Genomic DNA, 14,760 nt, shown 5'->3' with positions numbered 1-14,760 from the left:
CTATGGACTTAAGTATGTTTTACGAACTCGATAAGTCGGGTTCGCCAGTGCTAGATGAACACCAACATCCAGTAATACGCCATCGGCCAGAGTCAAAAGCTCTGGCCGATGTGCTTTTAGTCACTCGCCTACATGCTGCTAATCCCGCAATGCACTATGTCATCGATAAGTTTATCGAGTTATACGCTGTCACGCTGCAATGGGATTGGTTTGAACAGTATCAAGCGTGGATTGCGCGTAAAGCGGATGCGGAGCTGAATGCGCCAGCGTTACCGATTGATGCGCAAGATAAGCAATCGATTGATCAGCCTTTATTCGCAGAGCCTGAGCCCGTTCGTCCTGAACTTAAAACCATCACTCAATATCGTGAGGAAATACTGATAGATGGCATTAGCATTGACGAATACCTATTTCGCACTCAACGGGCCGCGGCGGTAAATTCGATTACCGTGGAGGTGGATGGACTGGTGTTTGATGGTGATGAACAGTCACAACGCCGCATGTTAGCCGCAATCCATGCCTCAGAAGATGCCGGAATTACTTCAACCATTTGGCGCTTAGCAGATAACACCGAAGTGGCGGTTAATGTAGAGCAAATTCGCCAGGCGCATAGCTTAGCGATTATTGAGCAAGGCAAGCTATGGACCAAAGGTGCCGGCGATGCTTAGTGCAGATATTCAAACCCTCGAACCGGGCAATGAGATTATTCTCTACGAGATCGACGGTACCGCATTTGGTGCCGATATACTGCGGTTTCATTCCCATAACCTTGCATACACAGAAGCTGAGCTAACCCAGGCAGCACAAACACAGCAGCCACTGCCAGCAAAAGTAATCTATTGGCAGGGGGAAGAATACAGCCCATGGCCAGCTCAGTTAGAAGGAGTTGAGGTTAACTCAGACGGTTCACCCAGCACGCCAACACTAACGGTGGCTAACCTCGATGGCAGTATTAGCGCCTTGTGTTTGTATTTTCAGAACATGGAGCAAGCTAAGGTAACAATACGCCGAACGCTGGCAAAATATCTTGATGCCGCCAACTTCCCTAGCGGCAATAGTGAAGCGGATCCCACTCAAGAGGCGGTTGAGATTTGGTATGTCGATAAAAAGGTGAATGAGGATAATGTTGCTGTCACCTTTGAGCTTTCTAACCCAGCCGACTTATCAGGCTACAAAATCGGCCGACAAATGACGGCCTATTGTTACTGGTGCCAACGTGGTGAGTATCGCGGCGCGGATTGTGGCTACACGGGTGAGGCCATGTTTACCGATGAAGATCAACCAACCGATAACCCAGCGCTAGACCAGTGCTCAGGCACAATCAAAGGCTGCACCTTACGCTTTGGCGAAAATGCCGAATTACCCCATGGCGGCTTCCCCAGCGTGCGGCTAATACGTTAAAAGCATTTTCCAGCCGTCAGCAAAATGGTCTAACACGAAAAGCAGGTCCCTATGCACCCAACCATTTTACATGCCTTTAGTCAGCATGCGGCCAGTAGCTACCCAAATGAATGCTGTGGTCTGCTGATCAAGCAAGGCAACAAAGCGCATTATGTGCCATGTGAAAACAAGGCGACTAACAAGGCTGATGAATTTGTGATTGATCCGCAGCAATACGCGGATATTGATGAACAAGGCGCAATCATCGGGATATGCCACAGCCACCCAGACGCCAGCAGCAAACCCAGTGAGCGCGATCGCGCCATGTGTGAGGCTAGCGGCTTGCCTTGGCATATCCTTAGCTGGCCTGATGGCGACTTACGCACCATAGTGCCAATAGGTGACCGTAAACCGCTACTTGGCCGTCCGTTTGTGCATGGTGTATGGGATTGCTATAGCTGTGTGCGCGACTGGTACAGTGAGGTGCAACAAATCCATTTGCCAGACTTTGAACGGCAAGACGGTTGGTGGGAAGGCGAGCAAGAGCTATACCTCGATAACTTTGCCAAAGCGGGATTTGTGGCGCTGCCAAATATCAATCTAGCCGATCTGCAAATTGGCGACGGCATCTTAATGCAAATCCAAAGCCAGCGAGTTAATCACGCTGCTGTTTATGTTGGCGAAGGCAAGATCCTTCACCATCTGTATGGACGCCTTAGTCGCTACGATATTTACGGCGGATACTGGCAACGCAACACCCGCTTGATAGTGCGCTATGCATGATAAAACGGCTAAAAACTTTACAGTCTGTTAGGTCGTTGGCATAGTGTTTAAGCTATAACATTTTACTAATTGAATTAATGGATTAAACAATGAAAACTTTAAAGTTTATTGTGATTTTAATAGTAGTTTTAGGTGGATCTTTATTTGCTGGAATATTTTTATACAACAAATCAATTGGACCTGAAGGATGGGCTAAAAATAATACCGAAAAAATGCTGTCATCTGTGATGAAAAATCCAGAATCAATGGTTATTAGATCGTATTTCTTTGTTAAAAAGCCTACAAGTACATCATCATATAACCTCTACATGTGTGGGGTTGTTGATGGTTTAAATAGCTTTGGCGCTTACTCTGGTGGCACTAGATTTGCGTCTAGCAGTTACTATATGGATTCAAGCTCTGGTTCTGCTTTTGATACGACTAACCTGCAAATTGCTGACAAAATGGAAATTGATGACGCTAGATCTGTAGGAATGCTATCTTCATTTGAAAAAGTATATTGGAATGAATGGTGTGTTGACAGCCAGCACCCACCATTATCTGTAGGTGATAGTGGGTTAAAGTAGAAAAATTGATTGTGGCAAGTAATGCAAAGATAGGCCACTTTTGTGGCCTATCTTAAAACTAAAATGAAATTATAATGTTGCCATCGTTAATTTTTACAAGATAACCCGCATTATCAAAAGTCTTTTCAACCAATTTTAAAGCACTAAATATCTCTGCATCCGTCACTGGCATTGAGCAGGTTAATTTTTTGGTATCAAGTTCAATTTTTCGCTTACCAACTACTACTGCGCCATTGATAAGTTCGTTAATTTCATCAACAAATAATGATGCCAATGCAATACCTGAGTCTGCATTGTTTTTGGCTATTTTCCCAGCTATTGATGCTGGCAATGTTGGTGTTAGCAAATTCTCCAGCGCTTCACTATGCAGCAGGTTTGCTACCGCAGGATTTTGATCTGCAACAAAGCTCAGTTCTAAGCGATGCACTATCTCTGCATTCATTGATCTGCCATTTAGCTTAGCCGATTGATCTATTTGCTCTTTCATTTCAGGAGCAACTCTTAATCTTAATTGTGGATGTTCGCGCATATTCACCTCTAATTTCATTATGCCCCACGGTGGGGTTGACAGCAATGCCTCACCGTGCGCATACTTGTAATGCCGCACAGTGCGGCATTATTTGAGGTGTAATATGAAAGTAAGCACACAACCACAGTTTAAGATCAGACTCAGTCATGAGTTGAAAGAGGCTTTAAAGAAAGAGTCTGAGTTGAACAAAAGATCGATCAATAGCGAAATTTGTTACCATCTTGAAAAGGCATATGGGTTAAATGGAAAGAATCAGGAGGCAGTATGAACCTGATTTCTAGCGACCAATTAACTATGAGCAGCCGAGAGATAGCCGACTTAGTTGAGAAGCGCCACGATAACGTAACACGAACTATTGAAAATTTAGCTGCCAAAGGTGTTATCCGAACTCCTCAAATTGAGGTTTTCGAAGAAATCAACAACTTAGGATTAAAGGTTAGTCGAAATAGCTTTGTGTTTTATGACGAGCAAGGCAAGCGCGATAGCATCATTGTTGTTGCCCAGCTTTCACCTGAGTTTACCGCAAGACTGGTTGATCGCTGGCAAGAGTTGGAAGCAAAGCAGTCTAAGCCTTACCCGCAGATCCCGCATTCATTTGCAGAAGCACTGCAACTCGCCGCTAACCAAGCCAAGCTACTCGAGCAACAAGCACCTAAAGTGGAGTTTTTCGATCGGCTGGTGGTGCGTGACACATTAATGAATGCAAGCCAAGTGGCACAAAAGCATAACTTGTCCGCTGTTCGCCTAAATAAATTTTTGGATGAACATGACGTTTATAGCCACGCCATTAAACGCGGCAGAGTGTTTCAGCAGTGGTTTATTGATAAAGGCTTTGGAAAGCTACGCCAAACCGATCAAGGTTTTTCGCAGGCCATGTTTACCCCAGCGGGTGAGGCGTGGATTTGTGAGAAGTTAGTGAGTGAAGGGGTGGCCGCATGACCGCCATAAAGAATGAAGCCCCAACTGCAGCAACAGTTGAGGCCTCTTTAACAACGTCCGTCCGTACCAAGGAATCGAACATGAATAATGTTAACACAATTCAATCATTAAATCATCTAGTCACCACCCAAGATGGCGCATTAATAACTACGTCAATTAATGTTGCAGAAGCTTTTGGTAAGCAACATAAGGATATACTAAGAAAAATTAACCTTATTGATTGTTCAGAAGATTTTAACGAGCGCAATTTTACGCCCGTTGAATATTCAGACGCAAAAGGTGAAAAACGTCCAATGTACCAAATGACCAAAGATGGCTTTATGTTTTTGGTGATGGGCTTTACGGGCAAGAAGGCTGCGATGATCAAAGAAGCCTATATCAACGCCTTTAACTGGATGGCAAAGCAACTGAGTGGCGCCGCACAAAAAAAGACGACGACTGATGATCGTACAAGTTTACGCAATGCGGTTAATCTACTGATGGCAAAGAAAGGCCTGATATATCCAGATGCTTACAAAATAATTCATCAGCGCTTTAATGTTGAGCACATAGATCAGCTAGAAAAAGGCCAGTTAACAGAAGCGATTGAATATGCGCATAAGTTAGCATTAGACGGTGAGTTTATCCCCGCCGCCCCTGCAATCGCGCCACAACCTTTGCTAAATGAGTACGATATTCACAATATCAAAGGGCTTTGCACTCATATGGATTATTTGAAAAAGTACTTTGACGAATACAAGCTGTATGAGGTGTTTACTATGCTTGGCTCTCGCGCTGGCACCCAGATGATTGATCATATGCGTGATGGTGTGTGTTTTGCCGCAACGGTTAGACGTAGCATAAACGAACTTGAGGCAAGGGGCTTAAAAGCGATGTTGCCTAGTTAGCCTAAAGGAATTATCCTGCTATAACAATCCGAAAAACCCTCTTTCGAGAAAGATTATCTAAAGCCGCCTAATCAGGCGGCTTTTTTATTGCCTAAAAATGCTGATGACAGCAGGTCAAATATGAACTCACAACAACTCACCACGATAAAACTATCAGGATCGCTTGCTAAAAAGTTTGGCCGTGAGCATAAGCGATTTTTAGATACAGGCACCACAACTGAAGCGTTTAGCGCCCTTAAAAATACCCTGCAAGGCTTTGAGTTATTTATCAAAGAACAGGCAAAGCTCGGCTTGCGTTATGCGATTTTTCGCAATGGACGCAACACTGGACAAGATGAATTTGATTTAGCCGGTACTCGAGAGATCAGGATTGTGCCAGTCATTGCAGGAAGCAAGCGTGGCGGTGTGCTGCAAACCATTGTTGGGGCAGTTTTGATCGTTGCTGGCGTGGCGATTAATTATTTCACTGGTGGTACTGGTGGTAACTATTTCATCCAAGCCGGTATAGCGGCAATGGCTGGCGGTGTAATCCAAATGCTCTCACCGCAAGCCAAAGGACTAAAGGGCAGGGAAGCCGCCGAGAACGCGCCAAGCTATGCCTTTGGTGGCGCGGTTAACACCACGGCAGCGGGTAATCCTGTTGGTATTGGTTACGGCAAGCGCCGTATTGGTGGTGCCATTATTAGCGCAGGTATTTACGCAGAAGACATTGCAACTACTAAGCGCCCAATTCAATCGGGTGGCAGTAATGGCGGCGGCAATCAACAGGAGCCTTAACTAAATGGGTATTCCCGCATTAAAACAACAACTCGTTATCCATGGCGCTAAAGCAGGCGAAAGCGAGCAGCGCACTCCAGTTGAGTCGCCAGATGATCTGCGCTCCATCGCCAAAGCTAAAATCCTGCTGGCGATTGGGGAGGGTGAGTTTGAGGGCCAATTATCCGGCCAAAATGTGTTTTTAGATGGCACACCACTGCTTGATGCCAATGGTGCAGAAAACTTCCCCGGTGTAATTTGGGATTTTCGTCCGGGTTCTGTACATCAAACCTATATACCTGGCTTGCCCTCGGTTGAAAACGAGGTGGCATTAGGGATTGAGTTAAAATCAGAGCAGCCCTACACCAAAGCCATTACAAACTCATTGCTTTCTGCGGTGCGGATTCGCTTTCGCTGGCCAGCGCTGCAACAGCAACTTGATAACGGTGATGTTAACGGCTATCGCATTGAGTACGCTATTGATCTCTCTACCGATGGCGGTAGCTATCAAACCGTATTAAGCACAGCGGTTGACGGCAAAACCACTCAGCCCTATGAGCGCAGCCATCGTATTGACTTGCCTGCGGGTAACAGCTGGCAGATCCGTATTCGCCGCTTAACGCCAAATCAAAACAACAACCGTGTGGCAGATTTAATGCAAATTGCGGCGATTACCGATGTGATTGACCGCAAGCTAAAGTATCCAAACACGGCATTGCTTTATGTGGAGTTTGACGCCAGCCAATTTCAGAATATTCCCGTGGTTTCGTGCGAACCCTTTATGCGAAAAGTAAAGGTGCCGACAAACTACAATCCGCTAACCCGCGAATATACAGGTGTGTGGGATGGCAGCTTTAAAATTGCATGGACCGATAATCCCGCTTGGGTGAGTTACGATATCATTCTCGACGACCGCTTCGGTACTGGTAGAAGGATCAATGCGTCGCTGGTGGACAAATGGGAGCTTTACCAAATTGCCCAGTATTGCGATCAGCTGGTTCCAAACGGTAAGGGAGGAATGGAGCCTCGCTATATCTGCAATATTTACATTCAGCAAGCGGCTGAAGCATGGCAAGTGTTGCGTGATTTAGCGTCTATCTATCGAGGCATGACCTACTGGTCAAACGGGCAAATGTATTCGGTGGCCGATATGCCACGCGATATGGATTTTATATACACCAATGCCAACGTGATTGACGGTAAATTTAGCTATTCGTCCAGCAGCGAAAAGGTTAAATACACTCGCGCCTTGATCAGTTGGGATAACCCAGATAACGCCTATGAGTCCGATGTTACCTCGGTATCCGATCAAGCATTACAACGCCGCTATGGCGACAACGTAGTCGAATTATCAGCCTTAGGCTGTACCCGTGAATCAGAAGCCCAGCGCCGCGGAAAGTGGGCAATCTATACCAACAACAATGACCGTGCCGTCAATTTTAAAGTAGGCATGGATGGCAGCATCCCATTACCTGGTTATGTGATTGGCGTAGCCGATCAACTGATTGCTGGTAGCCGCATTGGTGGGCGTATCTCAGCAGTTAATGGCAAGCAGATCACTTTAGACCGTGCTGCCACTATCGCTGTTAACGACCGCTTGATTATCAACTTGCCAAGCGGCAAAGCGCAGGCGCGTACTATTGAGGCTGTTAATGGCCGTGTGGTAACGGTAACTACTGAATACAGCGAAACGCCATTACCGCAGCTGTTATGGTCAGTCGAGTCAGACGAACTAAAGCTGCAGCAATTTAGAGTGCTGCGCGTAGCCAAAGCCAATAGCGATAGCATTGAGTACGAGATCACCGCGGTTGAGCATAACCCAAGTAAATATCCTTATATCGATACAGGCGCACGGCTAGAAGACAGGCCAATTAGTAAATTGCCAGTGGGGGCGCAAGAAGCACCGGCTAGCGTGACCATTACCCAATCGACATTCACTGAGCAAACCATGTCAGTCACAACTATGACGATTCAGTGGGCCACGGCTAAAAATGCAGTGGCATACGAGGTTGAATGGCGCAAGGACTCAGGCGAGTGGGTTAAACTGCCAAAAACCAGCGGTACCTCGGTTGATATTCGCGGCGTTTACACCGGGCAGTATATTGCTCGAGTTCGCGCAATCAACTCTGTTGATGTGTCGTCAGTGCCTAAATTATCCGACCTAACTAATATCACTGGTAAAACTGGCTTGCCTCCTGCAGTGGCCTCGTTCACCACTACGCCGTTAGTGTTTGGCATTGCGTTAAATTGGTTATTTCCTGCTGGTGCTGAGGATACATTGCGCACCGAAATTGAGTACGGCCCCAACAATAACGACAGCGGTATGATCAAGCTGGGTGATTTTGCTTACCCGCTTAACAGCCACACCATGACAGGGCTTAGTGCAGGGGTTAGCTTTTGGTTTAGAGCGCGGTTAGTGGATCGCACAGGCAACGTGGGCCCATGGTCTAACTTTGTAAACGGCCAAAGCTCCACCGACCAAACCAAATATGATGAGTACTTTAGCGAGCGCATCACATCATCAGCACTCGGGCAGGAGCTACTATCAGAGATTGAGCTGATCCCAGTCATTAAAGTCGAAACAGATAAAATCCCCGAAATTGAAAACGATATTGCTGTAGCACAGAGCAAGATCGATCAAATGCAAGCGGATATCGCCGATATCGCTGGGGCACCAGACTGGGACAGCAATACTGCGTACCTAAGTGGGCAATTGGTCAAATATCAGGGCAAATTGTATTCGGCTAAGCAAGATGTTCCAGCAGGAACGCTGCCAACAAACTCGACTTATTGGACAAAAATCGGTGAGTACTCAACCATCGGTGAGGCGCTTGCGGCATTAACTGTTCGAGTGGATACAGTTGAAACATCGATAGAAGAGATTGATGGCAAACTGACTGCGGAGTCATCACGGATTGATGGTATTTTTGCACAAGTTAATCCGCCATTAGCGGGTGATATGGGCTGGAATGCAGGTTCGACGGTTGTTTTTGCTGGTGTTTGGTCTGAGCAATATGCAAGAGCCGCTGCCGATGAAGCCTTAGCAAAAAGTATTGATGCGGTTTCAGCCAGTATTGATAAAAACACTGCCGCCATCATCACAGAGCAAATGGCCAGAGCCACTGCAGATGAATCTTTGTCAAACCAAATCATCAGTATTTCCGCCACGGTAAACGGCAATGCTGCGCTTATTAAACAAGAGAAAACCGCCCGTGCAGATGCCGATAGCGCCTTAGGCCAACGCATTGATACCGTGCAGGCCACAACTGGTGCTAACACCGCCGCAATTCAGCAAGAGCAAACCGCCCGTGCAGATGCAGACAGCGCCTTAGCCTCACAAATCACTACGGTGCAGGCCTCTGCTACAGCGGCCAACTCTGCGGCATCAACAGCACAAACTGCCGCAGATCAAGCTAAATCTGATGCAGCTGCAGCCGCAGGGATCGCCAATGGCAAAGGTAAGGTGATTATTCAATCGTCTGCCCCAGCGACAGCGGACCGTTTAGCGCAAAACCTATGGATTGACACCACAGGCAACGCCAATACGCCAAAACGTTGGAACGGCTCAGCATGGGTAGCAGTAACTGATAAAGCGGCCACAGATGCAGCCAACGCAGCCGCAGCTGCACAAGCTGCCGCTGATGCAGCCAACACTAAGGCCACGCAAAACGCAGCGGCTATCCAGCAGGAGCAAACCGCCCGTGCGGATGCCGACAGTGCGTTAGCCTCACAAATCACTACGGTGCAGGCCTCTGCTACAGCGGCTAACTCAGCGGCCTCAACGGCACAAACTGCCGCAGATCAAGCTAAATCTGATGCAGCCGCAGCCGCGGGGATCGCCAATGGCAAAGGTAAGGTGATTATTCAATCGTCTGCCCCAGCGACAGCGGACCGTTTAGCGCAAAACCTATGGATTGACACCACAGGCAACGCCAATACGCCAAAACGTTGGAACGGCTCAGCATGGGTGGCAGTAACTGATAAAGCGGCCACGGATGCCGCCAACGCAGCCGCAGCTGCACAAGCGGCCGCCGATTCAGCCAACACCAAAGCTACCCAGAACGCAGCGGCAATTCAAACAGAGCAGACAGCCCGCGCCAATGCCGACAGCGCCTTAGGGCAACGCATTGATACCGTGCAGGCCACAGCAGGCGATAACACTGCCGCTGTACAGCAAACATCTACCGCATTAGCCCAATTAGATGGCAAGCTGCAAGCAATGTACTCGATTAAGGTCGGAGTCACTGCAGACGGTAAATACTACGGCGCAGGCATGGCGATAGGCATTGAGAACACGCCAGAAGGCATGCAATCGCAAGTTCTCTTTACTGCTGATAGATTCGCGATTGTGAATCAAATTACTGGCACATCGACCATAACCACGCCTTTCGTTGTCCAGGGTGGTCAGGTATTTATTAATAGTGCCGTGATTGGCGATGGTACAATCACTAACGCCAAGATCGGCAACTATATCCGGTCAACAGACTATGTTTCACAAACAACAGGCTGGAACATGGATAAATCCGGTGGATTTGAGATTAATGGCTCTACAGCTGGGCAAGGCCGCATGCAAATATCAAATAATCGAATCGATGTTTATGACAACAGCGGCAATTTAGTTTGCAGAATGGGTAAATTAACATGAGTTATGCTCTTGCTGTTTATAACGCTGGCAAAGAGGTTCTTTACAACGCGACACCATACAACTTGTTTTGGTGCTTGCGGGTAAAAGACCTTTACCCTGGTGTTCATTCTGTAACGCTACCGTCAAATGGCGTTGGCGGTAAGCTTTCGTTCGTTTGGGGATTGGAGCGCAGTACACCGGATCAAGAGGTGTCTTTAGGCAGCACTTTCAGAGTCAAAATAAATAGCCTCACTATCACTGGCAACACAGTCACATTTGAACTAGAGCAAGATGCCTTTGGGGTTACCGCAATCTTGCTTTCATTCTTTTATTCACGGTGATTTATGTACGGTGTCGAAATTCGCAACAAGGACCTATCGCTATTTTTAGGTACCTATGAAACCACCTTTATGTATTGGGGATACAAAGACGTAACCCACACTAATGGGACTGATACCTATATCGATCTGTTTGGTATTCCGGTTGGTTACGATATTCAAATTTATACCTACTGCAACACACAAGGAGAGCAATACCCATATTTAAGAGCATTGCATGTGATCCTTGATGGCACAGGTAGCACATGGAGAGGATTAGTTAATTTTTGGATGTATTCCGGTACCGCGAGGATTTATGTATTTGCTTCGGCTAAAGCCATTAATTTGCCCAAGTATGGCTTAGCCATTTATGACACTGTTGGAAATGTGCGCTTTCACAGCGCAAGACCTCCCGTATCAATAAAACTGCTTGGCGAAGTGATTTATTCGCAAGGCCAGCACAGAACAAACTGCAGCTTTAAGCCAGCATGCAAGCCAACCATAGCGCGAGTCGATTCTGAATACGCAGGAACGCCAGGGCAATACTACGTAGAGTTCTCGCGCTTTAATGGGTTTTACAACAGTAGTGAGGGCGGCTATCAGCACGGATGGACACTGCAAACGCAAGGGCCACGCGGTGGCCCTTCTCGTTATCAACCTGCAGATGTAATGAATTACGCTGTTATAGATGCATCTTACTATGAGCAGTTTCCAAACTTGGGCAACTTCCCACAGTAGTTATTTACTGATAACGCTTAACTCAGAAATGGGTGTATTGGGTGGATTATTGTAAATCGTAGCCAAAGCACTATCAGCCAATGTGCTCTGAGCTTTGAGCACTCGATAAGAGTCTTTATCGGTTCGATTTAATCCGAAGATCTTATAGGCCACTAAATCAAAAGTGACAGTAGGGCAGGATGCCATGTCACCAACTTCAATGGTGTATTGCCAATTACCGAGAGGGATTGAGGTAAGGCAGCCCACATTTGATGATTTAATTGTAATGTCAGCTTGCTCAGTGCCGTTAGAATATCGAATGATCTGATAGCCGGCTACTTGCTCGATACGCTCTAATGACAATAAGATTTTGTCGATATCGGCAGAGTGTGACTCAACAGCGATCACCAGTGGTAAATCTGCGTCACTTGGTCTAACCGTTTTCCCGTCAATCGCATTCGTGCTAGAGATCAAATTTTTGATATCTGCACCCACGTCATCATCACCGCCACCACCGCCGCATCCTGCGAGTGAAACCATTAAAGCCATCAGCGCTAAACGTTTCATAAAATCCTCTCGAAAAAAATTTCTAATCATTAATTAGGCAATTATCGATTAATTGCAGACCAATCAAACATTAAATTATCACAGTTTTTAATGTTAGTTTGTGTCAATTTAAGGGTAACTTTAGAGGGTATCTGTACAAAGTTAGAAGCGTAACAGCATTTAGATGTGTGTACATGTGCGTGTACATGATTAATTAGTGATGATTAATAATTCCTTTTAAAACAAAGTGATTAAAATCATTGTTTCATAATCGTGCCAAAAAATACTTGGCTGAGATGCTGTATACATAATTTCAATCAAATGACGGTTTTATCGAATGATAGCATCTTAACACTTAAACTCACTGCAATATTCATTAGCAAAAACAGAGATTGAGAAATTATATTGAAAAGATAAGCGCTTAAGAGGTGATCTTTACCTCGGTTGGCAGTTACAATTCCCCTTAGAACAGGGAATGAGTCTTATGCATCATCAATATCTTAATGAACCTATGGTACTCGACGTTGGGCAGAGCTCGACGCTGACCTTAACCTTGCCCAGCAATATCAGTGATTTTATTGTGCTTGAGGCGATGGGGGGACCATTGCTCGAGTTGATTGTGGTGTCTGAAACACCGCAGCCGCAGATTGCCGTCCGCTTTCAGCCTATCTTAGGACTCAAACTCAATGCCGAGATAGTAGAAGCGACAGGTTGTGCTTCATCAACGTCAAGACGCTTGGGGCAAGGAGTTCGGCTTTACCATCGTCTAGGCACAGCACCCAAATTTTGCGCGCAGGAACTGCGGGCGGGTATTGTGATTAAAGTCGATGCGCAGGCTGGGATCAGTGTGTCACTGCAAGCAGCATCGAAGTTTGAGCTCGTCACACTCGAATCCGATGGCCGAGGTTTGCATGAGCCCAAAGTGTTGATGATGGCGAAAGCGATATTAGCGCGGGAATATGACTATAATGCTACCGCTGAATCCTTGGCCGTATGCTTGACTGAAATAGAACAAGTTCGGCTCGAGCTACAAGCGTTTTTACGGGGAGAGTTGGGGCATTGTCATACGGGGTTAGCCGAAGAGGCGGTGCGACTTGATCCCTTACTGCAACAAAAACGCCAATGGTTATTTCGCACTTATACTCATATGTTCGAACGACCTAATTTTAGCCGTGCGGCCAATGACGGTTTAAATATCGATAAAGCCTTAAGGAAGCTCGAATGTTTTGAGCTGCTCGCCTCCCCAGAATTACTGCAAATGGTGGAGCGACTCATGGAAGATGAGGCATAAGCCAGCCATTCCAATCATTTATAGAGTTAACCAATGCAATATATATGTCCTTTGTGTGCCTTACCGCTCACCTTGACTGAACGAACCTGGGGATGCCCGCAGGCACACAAGTTCGACATGGCCAAAGAAGGCTATGTGAATCTGCTTCCCGTGCAGAAGAAAAATTCCAAAGATCCTGGCGACAATCAACAGATGATGTTAGCCCGCAGGGAGTTTTTAACTGCGGGTTACTATCAAAGTTTGAGTGACAGAGTGAATGCGTTGGCACTTGAGTATTCCAGCGAGGCGCAGCAGATCCTCGATATCGGCTGTGGTGAGGGGTATTACAGCCATCGTTTGTACAATACGCTTGTCGCCGAGCATCCTTGCCAGTTACAGGGCGTGGATATCTCCAAATCGGCGATAAAATATGCGGCTAAACGGTACCCGAATCTCAGCTTTTGTGTGGCGAGCGCCTACGAAATGCCCATTCCATCGCATTGTATCGATTTAGCGATTCGTATTTATGCGCCATCGAAGGTGGAAGAGTTACAGCGGGTCATGGCGCCCAATGGCATTTTGATCACAGTATCGCCTGGGCCTTTACATCATTTTGCGCTGAAACAGCAAATTTATGCCGAACCGAGATTGCATCCCGCGTCCGATGCCAAGATTGCGGGGTTCGAATGTTTACACCAAGAGCGCCTTATGTCACAACTTGAGCTAAATAATAGCCAAGATATTAGCCATTTTCTGGAAATGACCCCCTACGCTTGGAAGTTTACGGCCGAACAAAAGCACACATTTGCACAGAGCGGATTAAGCTGCGAATTAGACTTTCAGATTGAAGTACATCGCATTTCAGTCTAGAGGTTGATTTTAAGCTATTGAAATAAATTATTTAAAATGCTTAACTGTCGATGCTTACGCCGTCAGAACATGCTGTTCTGCGAGCCGGTGGCAAAACCTGAGATGGGCTTGGTTTAAATAAATTTTTCAAAGTGTCGCAGTATGTTGACTTATCTTTAGAATGGTTTATAGTCTTACTAGCTTGAAGGTTGGGCTTATATTTATGTGTTCAATACGACCAGTTCGTCCTGTAAACATAAGTAATACCGGCATTTTCCAGCTCCACCGCCGTTAAGGCTTTAATTTTTTATTTACAGGATTTATATCATGTCTCAAGTTACTGGTGTTGTTAAGTGGTTCAACTCTGACAAAGGTTTCGGCTTCATCGAGCAAGAATCTGGTCCAGACGTATTCGTACACTTCCGTGCAATCAACTCTGACGGTTTCAAAACTCTTGACGAAGGTCAAAAAGTGTCTTTCACTGTGACTCAAGGTCAAAAAGGTCCTCAAGCTGAAAACGTAACCGTAATCGGTTAATTTTCAGTGCTGTTAGCCTAAGCACTGATAGCAAGGGATTTAAGAGCTATGGTTTATACC

The 14,760-nt window shown here is 46.3% G+C and carries 16 protein-coding genes; 14 read left to right on the top strand and 2 right to left on the bottom strand.

The genetic code is table 11. From position 1 onward, the window contains the following. The first annotated feature begins 2 nt into the window (after positions 1-2). The 4 genes from EYR25_RS07075 (at position 3) to EYR25_RS07060 (ending at position 2,729) form a co-directional block, all read left to right on the top strand. Entirely contained in the window at positions 3-668 is a 666-nt protein-coding gene (locus EYR25_RS07075) for a DUF4376 domain-containing protein (protein WP_165953472.1), read from the top strand. Then, the gene (locus tag EYR25_RS07070; RefSeq protein WP_133178973.1) at positions 661-1,401 is read left to right on the top strand and encodes a phage minor tail protein L; all 741 of its coding nucleotides are present in this window, start codon (positions 661-663) and stop codon (positions 1,399-1,401) included. The genes EYR25_RS07075 and EYR25_RS07070 overlap by 8 nt, the downstream gene beginning before the upstream one ends. A 51-nt stretch (positions 1,402-1,452) precedes the next feature. Then, a complete protein-coding gene (locus tag EYR25_RS07065) occupies positions 1,453-2,163 on the top strand; it encodes a C40 family peptidase (protein WP_133178972.1) in 711 nt (236 codons plus the stop codon). 89 nt (positions 2,164-2,252) lie between these two features. Next, a complete protein-coding gene (locus tag EYR25_RS07060; RefSeq protein WP_133178971.1) occupies positions 2,253-2,729 on the top strand; it encodes a hypothetical protein in 477 nt (158 codons plus the stop codon). A gap of 58 nt (positions 2,730-2,787) precedes the next feature. Here EYR25_RS07060 and EYR25_RS07055 read toward each other — a convergent pair whose 3' ends face one another. Next, positions 2,788-3,276 carry an Arc family DNA-binding protein gene (locus tag EYR25_RS07055; protein ID WP_207953678.1) on the bottom strand — a complete coding sequence of 163 codons (489 nt, stop codon included), beginning with the start codon at positions 3,274-3,276 and terminating at the stop codon, positions 2,788-2,790. 85 nt (positions 3,277-3,361) lie between these two features. Between EYR25_RS07055 and EYR25_RS21540 the strand changes: the two genes are divergently transcribed. From EYR25_RS21540 to EYR25_RS07020, 7 genes are all read left to right on the top strand, one after another. Further along, a complete protein-coding gene (locus tag EYR25_RS21540) occupies positions 3,362-3,526 on the top strand; it encodes an Arc family DNA-binding protein (RefSeq protein ID WP_133178970.1) in 165 nt (54 codons plus the stop codon). Continuing rightward, a complete protein-coding gene (locus EYR25_RS07045; protein WP_133178969.1) occupies positions 3,523-4,197 on the top strand; it encodes a Rha family transcriptional regulator in 675 nt (224 codons plus the stop codon). Before EYR25_RS21540 ends, EYR25_RS07045 begins: the two co-directional genes overlap by 4 nt. Next, positions 4,194-5,084: a Rha family transcriptional regulator gene (locus tag EYR25_RS07040; RefSeq protein ID WP_207953677.1), complete on the top strand. Its 891-nt coding sequence runs from the start codon at positions 4,194-4,196 to the stop codon at positions 5,082-5,084. The genes EYR25_RS07045 and EYR25_RS07040 overlap by 4 nt, the downstream gene beginning before the upstream one ends. Before the next feature lie 120 nt (positions 5,085-5,204). Then, complete coding sequence (locus EYR25_RS07035) at positions 5,205-5,861, top strand: tail assembly protein (RefSeq protein ID WP_133178968.1); 657 nt, start codon at positions 5,205-5,207, stop codon at positions 5,859-5,861. 4 nt (positions 5,862-5,865) lie between these two features. Further along, positions 5,866-10,485 carry a TipJ family phage tail tip protein gene (locus EYR25_RS07030; protein WP_133178967.1) on the top strand — a complete coding sequence of 1,540 codons (4,620 nt, stop codon included), beginning with the start codon at positions 5,866-5,868 and terminating at the stop codon, positions 10,483-10,485. Next, positions 10,482-10,805, top strand: coding sequence for a hypothetical protein (locus tag EYR25_RS07025; protein ID WP_133178966.1), 324 nt, complete (start codon positions 10,482-10,484; stop codon positions 10,803-10,805). Before EYR25_RS07030 ends, EYR25_RS07025 begins: the two co-directional genes overlap by 4 nt. A 3-nt stretch (positions 10,806-10,808) precedes the next feature. Then, positions 10,809-11,519: a hypothetical protein gene (locus EYR25_RS07020; protein ID WP_133178965.1), complete on the top strand. Its 711-nt coding sequence runs from the start codon at positions 10,809-10,811 to the stop codon at positions 11,517-11,519. Here the strand turns inward: EYR25_RS07020 and EYR25_RS07015 are convergent, their stop codons facing one another. Further along, positions 11,520-12,065, bottom strand: a complete 546-nt coding sequence (locus EYR25_RS07015) for a hypothetical protein (protein ID WP_133178964.1) — start codon at positions 12,063-12,065, stop codon at positions 11,520-11,522. A 463-nt stretch (positions 12,066-12,528) separates the two neighbouring features. Between EYR25_RS07015 and EYR25_RS07010 the strand changes: the two genes are divergently transcribed. The 3 genes from EYR25_RS07010 to EYR25_RS07000 all read left to right on the top strand — a co-directional run bounded on the left by EYR25_RS07010 (position 12,529) and on the right by EYR25_RS07000 (position 14,700). Beyond that, positions 12,529-13,335 carry a hypothetical protein gene (locus tag EYR25_RS07010; RefSeq protein ID WP_133182768.1) on the top strand — a complete coding sequence of 269 codons (807 nt, stop codon included), beginning with the start codon at positions 12,529-12,531 and terminating at the stop codon, positions 13,333-13,335. 33 nt (positions 13,336-13,368) lie between these two features. Beyond that, positions 13,369-14,184, top strand: coding sequence for a 23S rRNA (guanine(745)-N(1))-methyltransferase (gene rlmA, locus EYR25_RS07005; protein WP_133178963.1), 816 nt, complete (start codon positions 13,369-13,371; stop codon positions 14,182-14,184). 306 nt (positions 14,185-14,490) lie between these two features. Next, positions 14,491-14,700 (top strand): cold-shock protein, encoded by a 210-nt coding sequence (locus EYR25_RS07000; RefSeq protein WP_011072720.1) that lies wholly within the window; start codon positions 14,491-14,493, stop codon positions 14,698-14,700. Positions 14,701-14,760: the final 60 nt, after the last annotated feature.

It is taken from the genome of Shewanella decolorationis (assembly GCF_004354305.1).
GTDB lineage: Bacteria > Pseudomonadota > Gammaproteobacteria > Enterobacterales > Shewanellaceae > Shewanella > Shewanella decolorationis.
The sequence above is the reverse complement of the archived record's forward strand: the minus strand, read 5'-3'. Positions and strand labels throughout refer to the sequence as shown.

Coding starts and splice junctions, on each gene's coding strand:
- EYR25_RS07040 (WP_207953677.1), top strand. CDS start 4,194: ATGACCGCCATAAAGAATGAAGCCCCAACTGCAGCAACAGTTGAGGCC.
- EYR25_RS21540 (WP_133178970.1), top strand. CDS start 3,362: ATGAAAGTAAGCACACAACCACAGTTTAAGATCAGACTCAGTCATGAG.
- EYR25_RS07035 (WP_133178968.1), top strand. CDS start 5,205: ATGAACTCACAACAACTCACCACGATAAAACTATCAGGATCGCTTGCT.
- EYR25_RS07060 (WP_133178971.1), top strand. CDS start 2,253: ATGAAAACTTTAAAGTTTATTGTGATTTTAATAGTAGTTTTAGGTGGA.
- EYR25_RS07025 (WP_133178966.1), top strand. CDS start 10,482: ATGAGTTATGCTCTTGCTGTTTATAACGCTGGCAAAGAGGTTCTTTAC.
- EYR25_RS07065 (WP_133178972.1), top strand. CDS start 1,453: ATGCACCCAACCATTTTACATGCCTTTAGTCAGCATGCGGCCAGTAGC.
- EYR25_RS07070 (WP_133178973.1), top strand. CDS start 661: ATGCTTAGTGCAGATATTCAAACCCTCGAACCGGGCAATGAGATTATT.
- EYR25_RS07020 (WP_133178965.1), top strand. CDS start 10,809: ATGTACGGTGTCGAAATTCGCAACAAGGACCTATCGCTATTTTTAGGT.
- EYR25_RS07010 (WP_133182768.1), top strand. CDS start 12,529: ATGCATCATCAATATCTTAATGAACCTATGGTACTCGACGTTGGGCAG.
- EYR25_RS07045 (WP_133178969.1), top strand. CDS start 3,523: ATGAACCTGATTTCTAGCGACCAATTAACTATGAGCAGCCGAGAGATA.
- EYR25_RS07075 (WP_165953472.1), top strand. CDS start 3: ATGGACTTAAGTATGTTTTACGAACTCGATAAGTCGGGTTCGCCAGTG.
- EYR25_RS07000 (WP_011072720.1), top strand. CDS start 14,491: ATGTCTCAAGTTACTGGTGTTGTTAAGTGGTTCAACTCTGACAAAGGT.
- EYR25_RS07030 (WP_133178967.1), top strand. CDS start 5,866: ATGGGTATTCCCGCATTAAAACAACAACTCGTTATCCATGGCGCTAAA.
- EYR25_RS07055 (WP_207953678.1), bottom strand. CDS start 3,276: ATGAAATTAGAGGTGAATATGCGCGAACATCCACAATTAAGATTAAGA.
- EYR25_RS07015 (WP_133178964.1), bottom strand. CDS start 12,065: ATGAAACGTTTAGCGCTGATGGCTTTAATGGTTTCACTCGCAGGATGC.
- rlmA (WP_133178963.1), top strand. CDS start 13,369: ATGCAATATATATGTCCTTTGTGTGCCTTACCGCTCACCTTGACTGAA.